At 44.2% G+C, this 16,587-nt stretch carries 18 protein-coding genes; 7 read left to right on the forward strand and 11 right to left on the reverse strand.

All coding sequences use genetic code 11. The annotated features are described in order from the left end of the window. Nucleotides 1–49: 49 nt before the first annotated feature. From SY85_RS16715 to SY85_RS16725, 3 genes are all read right to left on the reverse strand, one after another. Nucleotides 50–1,339 carry a M16 family metallopeptidase gene (locus SY85_RS16715; RefSeq protein ID WP_066406023.1) on the reverse strand — a complete coding sequence of 430 codons (1,290 nt, stop codon included), beginning with the start codon at nt 1,337–1,339 and terminating at the stop codon, nt 50–52. 3 nt (nt 1,340–1,342) lie between these two features. Then, entirely contained in the window at nt 1,343–2,581 is a 1,239-nt protein-coding gene (locus SY85_RS16720) for a M16 family metallopeptidase (protein WP_066406024.1), read from the reverse strand. 270 nt (nt 2,582–2,851) lie between these two features. Beyond that, nucleotides 2,852–4,039, reverse strand: coding sequence for an aspartyl protease family protein (locus tag SY85_RS16725; RefSeq protein WP_066406025.1), 1,188 nt, complete (start codon nt 4,037–4,039; stop codon nt 2,852–2,854). Nucleotides 4,040–4,181: 142 nt separating this feature from the next. Between SY85_RS16725 and mqnC the strand changes: the two genes are divergently transcribed. Further along, nucleotides 4,182–5,306 (forward strand): cyclic dehypoxanthinyl futalosine synthase, encoded by a 1,125-nt coding sequence (gene mqnC / locus SY85_RS16730; protein WP_066406026.1) that lies wholly within the window; start codon nt 4,182–4,184, stop codon nt 5,304–5,306. A 228-nt stretch (nt 5,307–5,534) separates the two neighbouring features. Continuing rightward, nucleotides 5,535–5,987, forward strand: a complete 453-nt coding sequence (locus SY85_RS16735; protein WP_066406027.1) for a DUF1569 domain-containing protein — start codon at nt 5,535–5,537, stop codon at nt 5,985–5,987. Nucleotides 5,988–6,301: 314 nt separating this feature from the next. On the opposite strand, the gene SY85_RS16740 is transcribed toward SY85_RS16735, so the two are convergent. From SY85_RS16740 to SY85_RS16760, 5 genes are all read right to left on the reverse strand, one after another. After that, complete coding sequence (locus tag SY85_RS16740) at nt 6,302–7,720, reverse strand: pyridoxal phosphate-dependent decarboxylase family protein (protein WP_066406028.1); 1,419 nt, start codon at nt 7,718–7,720, stop codon at nt 6,302–6,304. A gap of 200 nt (nt 7,721–7,920) precedes the next feature. Continuing rightward, on the reverse strand, nt 7,921–8,385 hold the full coding sequence (locus tag SY85_RS16745) for a DoxX family protein (RefSeq protein ID WP_066406029.1): 465 nt from the start codon (nt 8,383–8,385) through the stop codon (nt 7,921–7,923). A gap of 19 nt (nt 8,386–8,404) precedes the next feature. Beyond that, nucleotides 8,405–9,004 carry a flavodoxin family protein gene (locus SY85_RS16750; RefSeq protein WP_066406030.1) on the reverse strand — a complete coding sequence of 200 codons (600 nt, stop codon included), beginning with the start codon at nt 9,002–9,004 and terminating at the stop codon, nt 8,405–8,407. Nucleotides 9,005–9,086: 82 nt separating this feature from the next. Next, nucleotides 9,087–9,677, reverse strand: coding sequence for a Crp/Fnr family transcriptional regulator (locus SY85_RS16755; protein ID WP_066406031.1), 591 nt, complete (start codon nt 9,675–9,677; stop codon nt 9,087–9,089). A gap of 134 nt (nt 9,678–9,811) precedes the next feature. Beyond that, a complete protein-coding gene (locus SY85_RS16760) occupies nt 9,812–10,267 on the reverse strand; it encodes a hypothetical protein (RefSeq protein WP_066406032.1) in 456 nt (151 codons plus the stop codon). A gap of 152 nt (nt 10,268–10,419) precedes the next feature. On the opposite strand from SY85_RS16760, the gene SY85_RS16765 reads away from it, so the two are divergent. Further along, nucleotides 10,420–10,845 carry a hotdog fold thioesterase gene (locus SY85_RS16765; RefSeq protein ID WP_066406033.1) on the forward strand — a complete coding sequence of 142 codons (426 nt, stop codon included), beginning with the start codon at nt 10,420–10,422 and terminating at the stop codon, nt 10,843–10,845. A 30-nt stretch (nt 10,846–10,875) separates the two neighbouring features. Beyond that, nucleotides 10,876–11,073, forward strand: coding sequence for a hypothetical protein (locus SY85_RS16770; protein ID WP_066406034.1), 198 nt, complete (start codon nt 10,876–10,878; stop codon nt 11,071–11,073). A gap of 52 nt (nt 11,074–11,125) precedes the next feature. On the opposite strand, the gene SY85_RS16775 is transcribed toward SY85_RS16770, so the two are convergent. Then, nucleotides 11,126–11,971, reverse strand: a complete 846-nt coding sequence (locus SY85_RS16775) for an OmpA/MotB family protein (RefSeq protein WP_066406035.1) — start codon at nt 11,969–11,971, stop codon at nt 11,126–11,128. Between the two features lie 33 nt (nt 11,972–12,004). Here SY85_RS16775 and SY85_RS16780 point away from each other — a divergent pair, with 33 nt between their 5' ends. The 3 genes from SY85_RS16780 to SY85_RS16790 all read left to right on the forward strand — a co-directional run bounded on the left by SY85_RS16780 (nt 12,005) and on the right by SY85_RS16790 (nt 13,599). Beyond that, nucleotides 12,005–12,556: a class IV adenylate cyclase gene (locus SY85_RS16780; protein WP_226998858.1), complete on the forward strand. Its 552-nt coding sequence runs from the start codon at nt 12,005–12,007 to the stop codon at nt 12,554–12,556. A 162-nt stretch (nt 12,557–12,718) separates the two neighbouring features. Further along, entirely contained in the window at nt 12,719–13,063 is a 345-nt protein-coding gene (locus tag SY85_RS25770; RefSeq protein WP_066406036.1) for a hypothetical protein, read from the forward strand. Between the two features lie 191 nt (nt 13,064–13,254). Continuing rightward, nucleotides 13,255–13,599, forward strand: coding sequence for a hypothetical protein (locus SY85_RS16790; protein ID WP_226998860.1), 345 nt, complete (start codon nt 13,255–13,257; stop codon nt 13,597–13,599). Here the strand turns inward: SY85_RS16790 and nagA are convergent. Beyond that, complete coding sequence (nagA, locus tag SY85_RS16795; protein ID WP_066406037.1) at nt 13,589–14,686, reverse strand: N-acetylglucosamine-6-phosphate deacetylase; 1,098 nt, start codon at nt 14,684–14,686, stop codon at nt 13,589–13,591. The two genes, SY85_RS16790 and nagA, sit on opposite strands and share 11 nt — an antisense overlap. Before the next feature lie 14 nt (nt 14,687–14,700). Next, nucleotides 14,701–16,464, reverse strand: a complete 1,764-nt coding sequence (locus tag SY85_RS16800; RefSeq protein ID WP_148661228.1) for a hypothetical protein — start codon at nt 16,462–16,464, stop codon at nt 14,701–14,703. Nucleotides 16,465–16,587: the final 123 nt, after the last annotated feature.

Below are 16,587 nucleotides of genomic sequence, written 5' to 3' on the forward strand. Positions count from 1 at the left end.
CCGACAATAGTATGTCAGCTCTTTATTGATTAAGTACAGTGAATGTTTATTAAATCACTATTAATTCATAAAACTTCTCGGGATGCAAATACTTGTTCGCCAGCTCTTGCAACTCCTGTGCACTCACGGTGCGGATGGTGTTGAGCTGGTTATAGAAGTATTGCTCATCCAGGCCGTTAAGAATGATATTCTTCCAGCGGTTTAAGATCTGGAAAGGACCATCCAGATCGCCAAGGATACTACCGGCCATATAATTACGTACCAGTGATAACTCTTCTTCACCTACCGGCTCATTGCGCAGGCCTTCCATTTCTTTATACACTTCGGCAACAGTTGCTTCCGATACATCTTTTCCTGCTTCTGTGCTGATCACCCAGGCGCTTTGCTGAATGTGATTTTCCAGGTAACTGTAGATACCGTAGGTATAGCCCTTGTCTTCACGAATGTTATTCATCAGGCGTGAGCCAAAGAAGCCACCAAACAGGTTGTTCAACACCATTACTTTCAAGAAGTCGGGGTGGTGACGATTAGGAAACGGCGTACCCATACGAATGGCGCCTTGCACACCATTTGGATCATTGATCACTCTATACTTTTTTTCATCAGCTGGGTGTGAAGGAAGATCTGCTATTGCAATGGGGCTGTTTTGCAGGTCACCGAAATTGGCTTCCAGCAATTCAAAAATGTTCTTGGGTAGCTTACCTGCTACAAAGATGATCAGCTTACCATTTTGGTAATATTGTTTGTAAAACTGCTGAAGACTTTCACGTGTGATGGCATCAAAATCTTCAAAGCGGCTGTAACGGCCATAAGGATGCTGCTCGCCATACAAGTAGGCATCGATCAAACGGGTAGCCACGAAGTCGCCTTTCTTCAAGTTTACATTCAGGCGTTGCTTCATGTTTTGTTTGTAGATATCTAACTCCTCTTGCGGGAAGGTGCACTCTGTAATGATCTCGCGCATTACTGGCAACAACTCTTGCAGGTGTTTGCTTAAGCTATGCAGGGTAATGGTAGATGTTTCATTATAGCAGGCGCGGTTCAGGTAAGAACCATAGTATTCAAAATGTTCATTGATCTGGAACGCTGATTTATTTTTAGTGCCGTTCTTCAGCAGGAAATTAGTGCTGGCGGCTTCCAGGTTGTGCTGCTCGTACCAGTTACCGGCATAGAACACACAATCCAGCATCAGCACTTCCTCAGCGCCCGCATCAATAGCATAAACATCTACACCATTTTTCAATGTGTACTTTTCATAAGGCTTCAGTGTCAGGTTCAGATGTACAGCATCTTTTATAGCCGGGGCTTTCTTTCTATTTAATGTTTCTGTTGTTGGCATGTGCTAGTTCTTAGATAAGTAATAAAGGGTGCTGCAATTATTTTCGTTGAAGATGGCGTTGCTCTCTTTTAAGATATCATCGGCCGTTACTTTATTGTAGCGATCCAATTCTGTATTCATCAGCGATGCATCGCCCAATAGTTCATAAAACGCTAAGCTGTTGGCGCGGTTCATAACACTCATATCTTCAAATGCGATCATGCTTTCGGTTTTGTTTTTTACCTTTTGCAATTCGGCCTCAGAGATCTTTTCAGTGCGCATCTTTTGTAGTTCTTCCTCAATTGCTTTCTCGGCATCTTCCATCTTTACGCCTTTTACCAGTTTACCTTCAATGGTTAATAAACCAGCATCTACTGTACCTGAGTGATAGCACTCAATATTAGAAAACAGTTGCTTTTCTTTTACCAGTGCCTGGTACAAACGCGAAGAGCCACCACCACTCAATACTTCGGTGATCAGGTCGGCTGCATAATAGCGTGGGTCAAGACGTGAGTAAATATGCCAGCATTTGTATAAGGCATCCAGCGGTACATCGGCATGTACTTCCAGTTTGCGGCCTACCGTTTGTGGCGGTTCTACAGGCAGGTTGCGGTTATAGCGCTCACCGCTTTCAATAGGACCAAACCACTTCTCTGCCAGCTCGCGTACGCGTTCTACAGTTACGTTGCCCGCTACTACCAGTATGGCATTGACAGGACGGTAGTGTTTAAAGAAAAAGTCTTTTACATCCTGCAGTTGTGCGTTTTCAATATGCGACAACTCTTTACCAATGGTCATCCACTGGTAGGGATGTGTTTGATAGGCCAGTGGGCGCATTTTTAGCCATACATCACCGTAAGGTTTATTGAGGTAATGCTCTTTAAACTCTTCACTCACCACTTTGCGCTGTACGTCCAGGCTCTTTTCTCCAAATGCAAGCGATAGCATGCGGTCGCTCTCTAACCAAAAAGCCGTTTCCAGATTCTCGGTAGGCAATTGAATATAATAGTTGGTCAGGTCGTTGGTCGTGTAGGCATTGTTCTCGCCGCCGGCCATCTGTAAGGGCTCGTCGTACTCGGGCACATTGATAGAGCCACCAAACATTAGGTGCTCAAACAAGTGGGCAAAACCGGTTTTATTGGGGTCTTCATCTTTTGCACCTACATCATACATCACATTAAATACGGCCATGGGTGTTGAGGTATCTTGATGCACCAATACCCGCAGGCCATTGGGCAATACAAATCGTTCATAATTTACCATATCACTAATTCAAAGGTTTTAATGGTTTTAGCTGGTTCACACATCCAAGCATGAACTGTAAAACTATTCCAAAAGGTGGAAAGGGAGAGGAGAAAAGTTATTGCTGAGCTGGGTGCCGTGAATGGTGAGTTAAAAGGCTACACGCTGCAAGCTATACGCTGCACGCAGTAGAAGGGCTGTATGGCTTGAAGCGTGTAGCGTACAGCGTGAAGCTTCTTTCACGTTTGACGTTTCACGAAATTCACCACTCCCCATTCACCACTCACGCTATCAATGCTTCATGCTTTTGATCTTGAAATCCTTTTGGATGAGTTCAGCGCCACGGCGAATGATCATGCGGATGAGCTTACCTTCCTGTTGCAGGGCTATTTTCATTTGACCCAGGCTTTGGTTAAAGCTTTTATCAATGGCTACAACTATATCACCCTCATGGAGTCCCGCAGCTTCTGCCGGAGAGCCTTTAGCCACATCGCCAATCACTACTTCGCCGTTGATATCATAAAGCTCAATACCGCTGTACGAATAATCAAACGGCTCGGCATAGTGTTTATTGGGCACCAGGTAAAAATCGCGGCGGCTATAGTTTAAAATGATATTAAAGCGGCGGAGCAGGTCGTTGCCAATTAACCCACCCAGGTAGGGGTAGGAGGTAATATTGTTTTCATCATCAAACACATAAATGGGCACGTTACGAAACCGGTAAGGCCCCAGCTTGACCTCTTTAATAACGGTCATTTGCATGTCGATCTTGCCTCCTAAACCTTCAGCCTGTTTGGTATAGTACTTCCGTTTACGTTGCAGCAGGGAGCTGTCTTTGATAAAATCGGTGGAGAGCATCATATTGAGCCCGGCACCCATATCGTATAAAAAACGAGAGTAGATGGTGCGCTCGTCCTTTACGCGAGCGGCTTGTACCGGTAGTGTTGTAATAAAAGGTTTGAGCATGTAGCCACCACGGGGGTATTTTATGGCGCCCTGTGTCCAGAATTCCAGGTAAGAGCTATCGAAATTGATTTTTAGAATATAGCGGCTTAGCACTGAGTAGCCAATAATACCATCGATCCGCTCTCCATAAACACTGCTTAATAGTTCATAATCATTTATATGGAAGTTCAGGCTGTCAATGGTCAGATCGGGTAAGCGCAGCTGATGGTTGTTCAAAAAGCTAACCTGCCGGATACCTCCAATACCACGAATGGTTTTATCGGAGGGAGTAGGTTTTAGGCCAAAATAAGCCGTTGTGGTGGAGTCTAGCGAAATGCCGCCACTACCCGTATCTAAAATAAAATTGAGGGTATCGGGAAAGGTGCTGAAACAGCCCCGCATCAAAATTACACCACCGGTCAGTTGTTCAAATGGCAGACGGGTCAAAAAGCGGGAGGGGGTCACAAACTCTTCCTGCGCCGATGCAAACAGCTGTAATAAGGCAAGCAAAAGAGCTAGACTTGTTTTCCTCATGCTAGTAGATTGGCTTTTATAAGACAATGGCATTCAAATGGATGTTGCAAATGCCATGATTTGTCTAAAATAAACCATAAGGAAATAGTCCCCAAACCAATCAACACAAATTGCGGTCGCACCTTTGTATTTTTGCAGCCGTATGCAATTACAAGATTTGTATGATAAGGCACTCAACTTTGCCTTTCTGAGTATAGAAGAAGGAATGTATCTCTTTGAGAACGCCCCGCTGACGGAACTGATGTTAGTAGCCGACGAGCTGCGTAAAAAGCAGGTTCCCCACGGTAAAGTGACCTGGCAGATTGACCGTAACGTGAACACCACCAACGTATGTATTGCCAACTGTAAGTTCTGTAACTTCTACCGGATACCGGGCCACCCGGAGGCGTATATCACCGATATGCCTACTTACCGGAAGAAGATTCAGGAAACCATCAAGTATGGCGGCGATCAGCTACTGTTACAAGGCGGGCACCATCCAGAGCTGGGATTGGATTTTTATACCAATACCTTCCGACTGATCAAACAGGAGTTTCCAACCATTAAGTTACACGCCCTGGGACCACCTGAGGTGGCGCATATCTGTAAGCTGGAGAAGATGAGTCACCACGATGTGTTGAAGGCGCTGAAAGAAGCAGGTATGGATTCGCTGCCCGGAGCTGGTGCTGAAATATTGATAGATCGTGTGCGCCGCCTGATTTCCAAAGGCAAATGCGGATCTGATGAATGGCTGGCCATTATGCACGAAGCGCATAAATTAAATATCACTACATCGGCTACCATGATGTTTGGTCACGTGGAGACCATACAGGAGCGTTTTGAGCACCTGGTTAAAATACGTGATGTACAAGCGCTGAAACCAGAAGGAGCGAAGGGCTTCTTGGCCTTTATCCCTTGGACATTCCAGGATGTGGATACCTTACTGACGCGTATCCGCGGTGTGCATAACCTGACAACTCCAGAAGAGTACATCCGTATGATTGCCATCAGCCGCATTATGCTGCCGAATATCAAGAATATCCAGGCTTCCTGGTTAACAGTTGGAAAGCAAACCGCTCAGATCTGTTTGCACAGCGGTGCCAATGACTTTGGCTCCATCATGATTGAAGAGAACGTGGTAAGTGCCGCCGGTGCTCCACACCGCTTTACGTACAAGACTATACAGGATGCCATTCGTGAGGCTGGCTTTGAACCACAACTGCGTAACCAGCAGTATGAGTGGCGCGAGATACCTGTTGCTATTGAAGAGCAGGTGGTGAATTATTAGGTGAGTGGTGAATGGTGAGTAGTGAGTTTCGTGAAACGTCAAACGTGAAAGGTTAGCAGCTTAACTGGCTGTAATTTTATTAGATAAGGTGCTACAATAGCCCTCATTGGAGATCTCCAATGAGGGCTATTGTTTTATAAAGGTGGGTTATTAATCACTAAGCGGAATTGTGAGATAATTGATGAAAGGTTAGTGCGCGTCTCTTTACTTTGCAGAAAACGAACTACCATGACCAATATCTTTCAAGTAACAGGTATCGCCACCTTCATTAACCGCATTGAAAAGCTGACACCAGAAAGCCAGCCGCAGTGGGGTAAGATGTCTGTTTCACAAATGCTGGCACACTGCAACGTTACCTATGAAATGATTTATGATAACAAGCACCCCAAACCCAATGCCTTTACCCGATTCCTGTTGAAGGCCTTTGTAAAGAGTACGGTCGTTGGCGGAAAGCCCTACAAGCGTAACCTGCACACTGCAACGGCTTTTATAATTAAGGATGAAAAGCAATTTGAAGCAGAGAAAAGCCGTCTTATCAACTATATTGCTCAAACTCAACAATTAGGAGAAGCCCACTTTGATGGCAAGGAGTCGCTTTCATTTGGAAAGCTTACTAAAACTGAATGGAATACCATGATGAGTAAACACCTCGATCACCATCTAACACAGTTCGGTGTATAATTTGGGGAGTATAATTCCAGATTAGTTTTCATCATACCAGATAAATAAAAGAGGGGCGCTGATTAGCGCCCCTCTTTTATTTAGACCAGTCATGTAAGCCAATAAATTAGGAGCTATAGAAACCTGCAAAAAAAATGTTTCTTTTAGCACTGCTCAGTTTGTACTGGTATAATTTTTTCGGCTTTATTCCAGACTAGGAGTTTTGAACAAAACCAACTTAAAGACACTTACATTCCTTCACAGGCGAGCCTCCTGCACAATTTTTAGCTAATAGGTGCTCTCTCTTTTGCGGGAGCTCGTCTTTGTGCCCGTGATCAATTAGCCTTAACACTTAGATAAGCGGCTTCCATTTCTGCCCATACCAAGTTTATGTCTTCACTTGTTGTACGCCAGTTTACCAAGGCGGCACGTATACCGCTAACACCTTTGTAAACAGTGGGCGTCATAAATACTTTGCCGCGACTATTCAGTTCTGTAAGAAATGCTTTTACGGTTTCTGGTTGGTCCTTAGAGCGGCCTAGTGTAAAGCAAACCGTGTTTAAACGCACGGGTGCTAATAGTTCAAATAGCTCACTGCTTTCTATCCTTTTCCCTAACTGGCGCGACAGGTTAATACTGTTCTCTACGATTTGTTGATAGCCATCTTTGCCATAAGCCATTAGTGTAAACCACGCAGGCAATGCTCGCAGGCGTCTGGAATTTTCAGGCAGAAAGTTCAGGTATGTAAAGTTCTCTAAAGGGTCACCTAAGTAGGGTGCATTAGAATTTTGAAACGTCTCTACCTGCAGGTGGCGGTGTTTTTCCTGTATTAAAAAAATAGCACTGTCATAGGGTACATTTAACCATTTGTGACCATCTACTGTAATACTGTCGGCAGCATCCCAACCAGAGAGTAAGTGTTGGTAATCAGGTGAGCAAGCGGCAAAAGCCCCAAAGGCCGCATCCACATGCCACCAGAAATTATATTTCTTTTTAAGCGCCGCTATCGCCTGCATATCGTCAAAGTCTACCGTATTAACAGTGCCACCACTGGAAATAACAATACAGGGTTCGCCATTGTATGCCCGTAGCTTTTCTTCCAGGTCTTGAATATCCATAGCTTCCCGGTTGCCATTAACTACCTTAACCGGTAGGCAGTGATTACTACCCAAGCCTAGCATAGCCAGCGATTTAATGGCTGACGAATGCGGTGTTGCCGATAGAATCTTTATACCGGAAGTGACGCCTTCTTTGGCAATATCTATTCCCTTTTGCTTACCAGCCCATTGACGTGCCACTGCTAGGCAAGTAAAATTGGACATCGTAGCGCCTGTAACAAAGCCACCTAAATAGGTTGCTGGCAATTGAAATAGTTGCAATAGCAGGTTGATGGTTTCTGATTCAATAAGAGCTGAAAGATCTCCTTGTCCCTTGGTACTTTGTGTGTTTTGATCATAAACACTGGTCAGCCAGTCGCCCATGATAGCAGCGGGAGTAGAGCCACCTGTCACAAAACCCCAATAGCGGGGTCCAGAGGAGGCAACCATCAAAGATTGGAATCGGTTTTCAAACTCCTGGATAGTATGTAACGCACCCTGCCCTTGGGATGGTAACGTCGGGTTATTTAGAGAAGGCACCTGGTTGATTGTCGTTGGCCTTTTATGGATATCGCCTAAATAGGCAAGGCTTTGCTCTTTTGCAGCATTCAATATTTCCGAAAGATTGTCTAAATCCTGTTGCAGTTGCGTGTTCATGGTTTTAGTTTTTTTAACACGGAGAAGCATGAATGTATAACTTAATCATCTATCCAAGATCTAAAAGTAAAGATGCATAAACTACTAAAATGCTACATCCTTTTATGTAATCATTAGCTTGTAATAATGGATGTATTGTATTTGTGGGGCGAAATAATGTAAAGTGGAAGCAATGAATTTTAAAAAAATACCGGCGCAGATTAATTTGTTGAACCTGTTGCTGCTGGCTGCAGGGAAAGCTTTTGATCCAGAGAAAGCCTGCCTGCACCAGTAAAGACAAGGGATAAGGCCATGCTAATGGCCAATAAAAAGTACTCATATCCTTCTATCTTCTGGTTGCCAAACCAATTCATGAAGAAATGCTGATAATGTACGGTAGCAATAATGCCAATATTGAGGAATATAAAAGCTAAGCTCCAAACACGGGTGGCCAAGCCCAGAATTAGCGCCAGGGAGCCAAAGCATTCGATGATGATAACCGTAAAGCCAATGATCCAGGGAAGACAAACCGTATCTGTGAAATACGCCATCGTGCCTTTAAAGCCATAGCCGCCAAACCAGCCCATTAATTTTTGTGCACCATGCGCAAAGAAAACAAGACCTAGTATGATACGAAGAAAGAAGGGAGACCATGTATTGGATGTATTGAAGAGAAACTTTTTCATTGTTGATTATTTTAAAGGATTAAAGACTGGTTGCAGAATCGAGTTGTAGCAAGCTGTTTTTGGATTGAAGCGTAACCTCCATCAGACGTTGCGCAAACAGCTCAATAGTGAGCAAGTCGCCCGGATGTATGGCATCTACGCGTTGCTGACTGTTGTCAGATTGAATCATTAATCCCATGTAACTGGCTAATCTGTTTTGTCCGTCGGTCTGCTCATCGTTGATATAACGGGGCAGCACACCAAGGCTTATCCAATGCATGCTATGCTGCGCTGCAAATAAGGCAAGCGACTGCAAGGTGTTTAACTTATCACCACCAATAGTAGAAGACACGGTAAAGCCAGCGGCCCATTTGTTTTTCCATAGTTGCTTGTACCAAAAACTTCCTGTGGTTTCCATGAACGCTTTAAAGCCAGCAGATACGTTTCCAAAATAGGTGGGGCAACCAAAAACGATGGTATCAGATCCGTGTAGTGTGCTCCAGTTCTGTTTGACATTGGATACATGAATCAAATGCACCACAGTATGGGGCGATTCCAAAGCAGCAGCTAGCATGTGGGCGGCTTGCTCAGTATGGCCGTGGTTACTGTGATAAATAATAGAGATAATTCCTTTTTGCATTAGTTGTATTTTCTAATGCAAATGTGGCCTGTAGGCAAGCCCCATTACAATCAAGTAGGGTAAGTAATTTAATTAACCTATGTTAACTTTTCTTGGCCGGCATGGATTGTTTGCGTAGCCGACTCAGGCTTTGTGGTGTAATGCCCAGGAAAGAAGCAATCTGGTGATTGGGTACCCGCTGCTCAATGAATGGATAGCGATCAATAAACTCTTGATAGCGCTCTAAGGCAGGCTTGCTCAACGTGGATCCTAATCTGCGGTTGTAAGCTATAATGGAGTTCTGGTACAGGATCCGAAAATAAATATTCATTTTCGGCACCTTTTCATATAACAGGTCTAAGTCAGACCTAGTGATCCGAAGTACTTCCGTTTCTTCTAAGCAGTCCACATTATAATTAGAAGGTGTGTTGGAGAGAAAACTATACATGTCACCTGTCCACCAGTCTTCAGGAGTAAATTGCAGAATATGTTCCTGGCCTTTATCATCTACTTCGTAGATACGAGCAATGCCTTTTATTACAAAAGACTCGTAGCGACAAACATCACCCTGCTGCAATAAGTATTGGTGCTTTCTATATTTTTTATACGAGAATAGAGACTGTAATATTTCTGTTTCCTCTGCATTAAGAACTACTCCCTTTGCAGCCAGGTTGTCAAACAGAAGTTTCCACATAAGCCACTTGTTTGTTGTAATTAAGTTACGGTACTTAGATGAATAAGGTGGTTAATTGCTTTTATTTAAGAGAATGATAAAGCAGTATTTAGGATTGTATCATCAGGACAAAAGCAAGCGATGAATAGTATTTGTTAACCGCTAATGCTTCTTATCCACTCTTCTGCCATTTGCGGGTCTGTAAAGAAGCGCTCGCATTCACGGCCAAAGCGTTCATCATATAAGGCTATTTTGGTTTCATCCTGGTGTACATGCACAGCCGCGGTACAGGTAATACCACGTGTTTGTGTAATAGGTAAGTTGGCTGCTTCTTCAAACAGATCTATATAGCCTACTCTCCAGCCATAGTTGGCCAATGTGCCAGGAATAACTGTACGAAACCGCTTATGTGCATCAAAGTTGATGGCTTTGAATCCATGGAGATTTACAAACAGCTTAAAGGTACTGTTATCAGGAAGTTCACCTAAGGCCTGTTGCAGCGATTGATCCCATTGCTCTACATCTTCACGGTTTACATCACCGCTGATGTGAGTGATGATCAGTTTTTCATCTGGGTACCATGTAGTATTGAATTGTTTGGTTGCAGTCATTGGTAAGGCGCATTTGTTGGTTGTTACAAATCTAAAAAGGGGATAACATCTCCGTCAATAAACTGTAATCAATTGTTCTTTTTATAACATTTCAATAGTTTGATGGTAATGCTACAAGCTCTGTTACCTTCGTACATACTTAAACTGCAATAATGGCTATCTGGTTTCAAACAAGCTCAATTGAAAAGCTTAAAGAGCGGCATAAGGATACCTTGATTAATCATTTAGATATTCAGTTAACTGAAATTGGTGAAGATTATCTCTGTGGTGAAATGCCGGTAGATCATCGTACGGTACAACCCATGGGTATTCTACATGGCGGTGCATCAGTAGCACTGGCAGAAACACTGGGAAGCGTGGCTGCCAACCTGGTAGTGGATCGCTCAAAGAAAGCCTGCGTAGGATTAGAGATCAATGCCAATCACTTAAAATCCGTGCGCAGTGGTAAAGTCATTGGTACGGCACGCCCTATACACATTGGTTCTTCCACACAAGTTTGGTCAATTGAGATCCGCAACGAAGCAGGCCAGCTTACCTGCATCAGCCGCATTACCATGGCAGTATTGGATCTGAAATGATCAAAAGGCTTTGTAACTTGGGTAAAGCCCATGGGAGAAGAGCCCACCATACAAAATGAGTTTCGGAAGCTAGACATTGAGCTTCCCCGCATCCGCAGGGAAAATAGTCTTTTCTGGTGGTTGGCCGGTATTGCCCTGGCTGTTTGTTTTCTGGCGCTTACGTTGCATTTTTTTATGCTGTATAAAAAGAGGCAACAACAGCCATCTTATAAAGTACAGTCACAGTAGTTCCTACTAAACCTATTGCAGATAAAAGCCCCGTCATACGGGGCTTTGTTATTTAATGTGTTCCTGTTGTTGGAGTAGCACTCGTTGGGCTGGTTGTGGGTGTCTGTTCCAGCAGCCGCATCAGCTCGTCTAGTTTAGGTGCTAAGATGATTTCAGTACGTCGGTTATGCGCTCGTCCTTCTGGTGTTTCATTGCTGTCTACCGGTTCATACTTGCTGCGTCCACTGGCTGTAACACGAGTGGGATCTACACCATAGGTGCTGGTAAGCAGCCGCACGATAGCGGTAGAACGCGCTGTACTCAGTGCCCAGTTGTCTTCATAACGTCCTTTAATAGGAATAGAATCAGTGTGTCCTTCAATCAGTACATTAATATCGGGGTTGGTGTTTAGCGCTTGTGCCAGCTTGCCGAGTGCTTCCTTACCCCTAGGGTTAACCGCAGCACTACCAGATGGGAACAGCAAGCTCTCCTGCAAGCTCACATACACTTTACCATTTTTTACAGATACGGTTAGCTCTTCGGGTTTGAAGTTGACCAGTGCATTGGTCATTTTTGTTTTCAGGTTCTCAATGGCTTGACGCTGTTGATCCATAAGCTGATGCATTTGTCTTAAGCGCTGTTGTTCTTCCTGCAATTGTTGCTGCGTCATATTGGCCAGGCGGCTTAGTTCTGCTGCATTCTTACCTGATGCGTCGATCTGGCCAATCAGCCGGTTGTTTTCCGCTTGCGCATCCGATAAGCGCTTATTCAAGTCTGTTACATTGTTGTTCAGTTGGCCTACTTGATCAGTTAACTGCTGCTCTCTGGCCAGTGATTCTTTATAACGTTTAGATGATACACAGGACGTAAAACAGAAAGCACTAACAGTGATGAGTATTAGAAAGTTTGACGGTTTCATAAGTTGTACTTTTCTATAGGGTGATAAAAAACTATGCCGAAAGCTACAATGCCGTTACTTTACAGCATGCACATCAATTTTGAGTTTAAAGCACGTACCACGAGGCTACTGGAGTTAGAAGAGCGTTTGCAAACCCATCAACCCCTGTTTAAAGGATTGGACCATCAAATCGATACCTATTTCAATGTACTTCATGGCCGTATGAAACTGCGTGAGGGCGCTATTGAAAATGCACTCATTCATTATCAGCGTCAGAACGTAGCTGGAGCTAAACAATCGGATGTTTTGTTGTATGAACACCAACCACAGCCATCATTAAAGCATGTACTTACGGCAGCACTGGGCGTGAAAGTAGTGGTAGACAAACAACGTAAGATCTATTTTATCGACAACGTTAAGTTTCATTTTGATGAAGTAAAAGAACTGGGCACATTCGTAGAGGTAGAAGCTATTGATAGTGATGGCAGCATTGGTATAGAAAAGCTGCAAGAGCAGTGCCGCTACTACGGACAGCTATTTGAATTAACGGAGAATGATTATGTAGCTGAGTCTTACAGCGACCTGTTGATGAATAAGCTGGCATAAAAACGAATGGCGGCGCTATTTCCCCAGCAACACTTTTTATAATACTGCTTCCAGGTCGGGATCTCAGCCTATTCAGCTGATTTCGTGGCCGTTAAAAAATTAATGCAGGTTTTGTAGACTATGGCATAGCTTTTTTGCTACCAGCTGTTTAAAACAAGCAATATGGAGATCAGAAAAAATAATTTCAACGATCCAGATAGAGCGGAAGAAAGAGATGATGAACGCCTGGAAGGCTTTTCCGCATCCGAAATGGCCGATCGTGGTCCTAAAGATGTCTTGAAAGACCGATCGCAATATGCCGATACCGGTGCATCTTCAATTCGCCCTGTAAGTAATGCCAATGGTGATGAAGACGATGAGGAAGAGGAAGAGGACGAGCTAATCGATAATGAGGAAATAGATTTGGAGGATGATGATTTTGATGAAGAGGACATGGATGATGAAGACCTTGATGATATCGAATTCGAAGAAGATGAAGAAGCCGACGACGAAGATGACAATCTATAAAAGCCCTGAAGCCCCGCGCCGGCGGGGCTTTTTTATGCCTGTTCCAGGAACGCTGCTTTAATTCCAATGGATGTCTTTGTGCCACAGCTTATTAACCATACTTTAAGGAGCCAGAGAGGCATGGCATACAACTTCGGCCCTTTTTTCGCATCTATATAGTATGCGGAAAAAACCGCATGCCTATTAGCTAAATGAAAAGCCTCTTTTTTAAAAACCGCAAAGCGGCTACACAGGTTATTGTAGAGCCTAAACCTTTGCCTTCTTTAGGATTGTGTATCCTGATGGACCTGTTGGGTTGCGCTTCCTATGGAATTCCCATCTTGGGGGAACTGCTGGACTTGGTATGGGCGCCTATTTCTGCCTTGATCTATATGAAGATGTTTGGCTTTAGAAAAGGCTTCCTGGGCGGTATGTTCAACTTTTTAGAGGAATTACTGCCAGGGTTTGATATCATTCCTACGTTCACAATTACCTGGTTTATCCAATACGCCAAAAGAAAGAAAACAACCTACAGTTTTTATCCGGTTACAAAATAACCTGGCTCAAGGTTAAGTCATTATTCAATACTAAAAATTGCGCTGTATAACCCGGCGCAATTTTCCCATAAATCTCATCGGCGCCAATTACCTGGGCAGGATACAAGCTACACATCCGAATGGCTTCACCCAGCTCTATGCCTACTTTGTTAACCAGGTTTAACATGGATTGATGTTGGGTGAGGGCAGACCCACTTAGTGTGCCATTGCACTCGTATTTATCGCCTACCTTCTCATGCTGGTAATAACCTTCTGTAGTTTCTGTTACCGCATCGGTAATAGTAAACAGGCGATCGCCCATCAACTGTTTGGCAATGCGGATGGCTTCAAAGCTGGCATGGTGCCCATCGGGAATAATACTGGCCTTTGCCTGAGGGTGTAAAAAGGTAGCGCCCACCAATCCAGGTTCACGGTGCTGTAGTGCACTCATGGCATTGTAGAGGTGAGTAACGGCATGAACACCTTTATCAAAGGCGGCAGTGGCTTGTGCAAATGTGGCATTGCTGTGTCCGGCTGAAATGGTAATGCCATACGATTGGATCAGCTGGATTACTTCATCACTACAAACCTCTGGTGCCAGGGTGATCATCTTCACAATACCGTTTCCATACTCTAATATTTCTTTTACCTCCTCTACTGTGGGAGGGTGAATAAAGGCTTCTACATGGGCGCCGCGTTTAACGGGGTTAAGCCAGGGGCCTTCCAGGTGAAGCCCCCACACGCCAGGGCCGCCTTCCTGCCAGTAGGCGCGTACAGCATCAATACATTTAAAAAACACCTCTTTGCTGTTAGTAGCCACAGTAGGCAAACACAACACTGCGCCTCCTTTTAGGCAATAGTCCACTGTTTCAAAAAGCGTTTCCGGATCGGGATACACTGCCAGCAATCGACCATGTGCGCCATATAATTGGATATCCAGAAAAGCAGGGATAATACTACCATGGTCAAAACGCTGTACAGCGGCAGGGTCCACACTGTCGGCCGGCAAGAGGGACTGAATACGTCCATCAATTGTTTGGATCACCATATTTTCTAACCATTCTTCTCCTGTAAATACCCGGTCTGCTGTATAGTATTGCATTGCCATAGCCCGCAAAAATACTATTCGATCCGTCCCGAATTTACCATAATGGTTTGCATACCCGTAAAGAGAGTTTGCCAGATCAGCCCAAAGAACGACTGAGTGGTAATGCGCGCCCGGATCACTGGAACAGCCGTACGTTCCCGCCCATCCGGGCCGGGGTTACTGTCCTTCAGCGTATACTTGTTAACGATCTTGGTCAGAAACTTTTTAATAGACAGCTTTCCTGTTTCTTCATCTTTTTTCTGAAGCACTACATACAGGTTGTTGTAGCGCATAAACACACTGCCCCAGGCTTCATTATCATTTCCAGACAGCTGAAAGCGCAGGTACTGCATGTTAAACGATTGCAAGCGGGTATTGGCTAAGGGTATTGCAAGTGCATTCAATTGGGTGGCATCTACATGCCGGACACTTCCGGTTACATCAAAGCGACCATTCGTAGAGTCCAGGTAAAAAATAAACTCCATATTCAGCGGACTGTTCCCTAAAATGCCGCCATAGACTTTGGCTATGCAACGGGGATTGCGCTTTATTAACTGTGGATCGTTGGTGATGTTGCTCATGCTCATATCAATACCATTAAGCGTGAGCTTGCCTTCTTCGTGCGTTTTTTCTCCTTTCTCAATATAGGTAAGGTTTGCATTTCTAACCGCCATGCCTTTAATCTGAACGATAGCATCCATATTCAGCAGTTGTTGATGTGGGTATTTACCCATTTTACTTTCCAGCAAGGGAGGTTGGGTTTTATCGGTATAGAAGTAAAACTCCGGCTTTTCAATAAGCAGGCTATCCGCCGATATTATTTCTCTGCGTACAAATTGGCCCAGTTGAAAATTGGTGAGCTTCGCCCGTTCAAAGGTGATCACATTCATGCTTCTTTGTACGCCCACCGCTTTATAGAAAGCTTCTTTGTCTTTTAAGGTTGGCTGCACTTTAAAATCTACCAGCTCCAGGATCTTGTTTTTGGAAGAGAAGTTGATGGCTTCGGCTTTCATTTTATAGGTAGAGTCGGGCATACGAAACTTAAGGTCACGGAAGCGCATATCAATCTCTTTGGTAAAGCCTATGCGGCTTTCATCCTGCGCAGCAATACTATCAATACGGATATCGTTAAATACGGCGTAGCACGTGTCAAACTGCAGCTTCATGGACTCTGCCGTATCGGCGCTTTTGTATAGCAGCTTGATGCCATCCAGCTTAATTTGGTCCACATCAACCAGCTTTATGGCGGGACGTATGGCTTTCCACAACGGCACTTCACTTTGGTGCTGTGTTTCTCTTTTAATTTTATGGCGGATCAAACGCACGTTCGCATCCTGGGTAAAGATCTCGTGTATCAATACCTTTTTACTAAACAGCAAGGCAAACACGCCAATACCCTTAATATGTGCTTTACCTACATCCAACTGCATAGTGAGCGAGGGTACTGCTTCCTTGGCTAACAGTTCGCGGTAGCGGGCACTGTCTATATCGATCCGTAGATTTTCCACTTCAACACTACCTCCAAGAAAAGAGGCATCAAGGCCGTCCAACTTGTAGGTGTATAAGCCTTCCGATCCCTGCACGATCAGGGTGCGTAAGCGCTCATTGATCAGCGGCCCTACAAACCGCTCCGCCACAATCATGAGGAAAACGAAAACAAAAACTAAAAAACCCACCAGATACAGCAAGAAACGCTGAAACACTTTCCGTGTCACCAGTTTTAGCATGTAGCTGTACTCAATAAAAGCATGCCATGGAAGTGGAGGAATGGTTTTCTGGTTACATTCTATCATTCTCAAATCCCAAACGACAAATTCCAAATTCCCCTAATCTATGGTCACTTACAGGGGAGTTACAGAGAAGTTACAAAGGATATCCTCCTCTACTCCTTCACTAAACCTCCACTATTAACTCATTATTCA

It is taken from the genome of Flavisolibacter tropicus (assembly GCF_001644645.1).
Classification (GTDB): domain Bacteria; phylum Bacteroidota; class Bacteroidia; order Chitinophagales; family Chitinophagaceae; genus Flavisolibacter; species Flavisolibacter tropicus.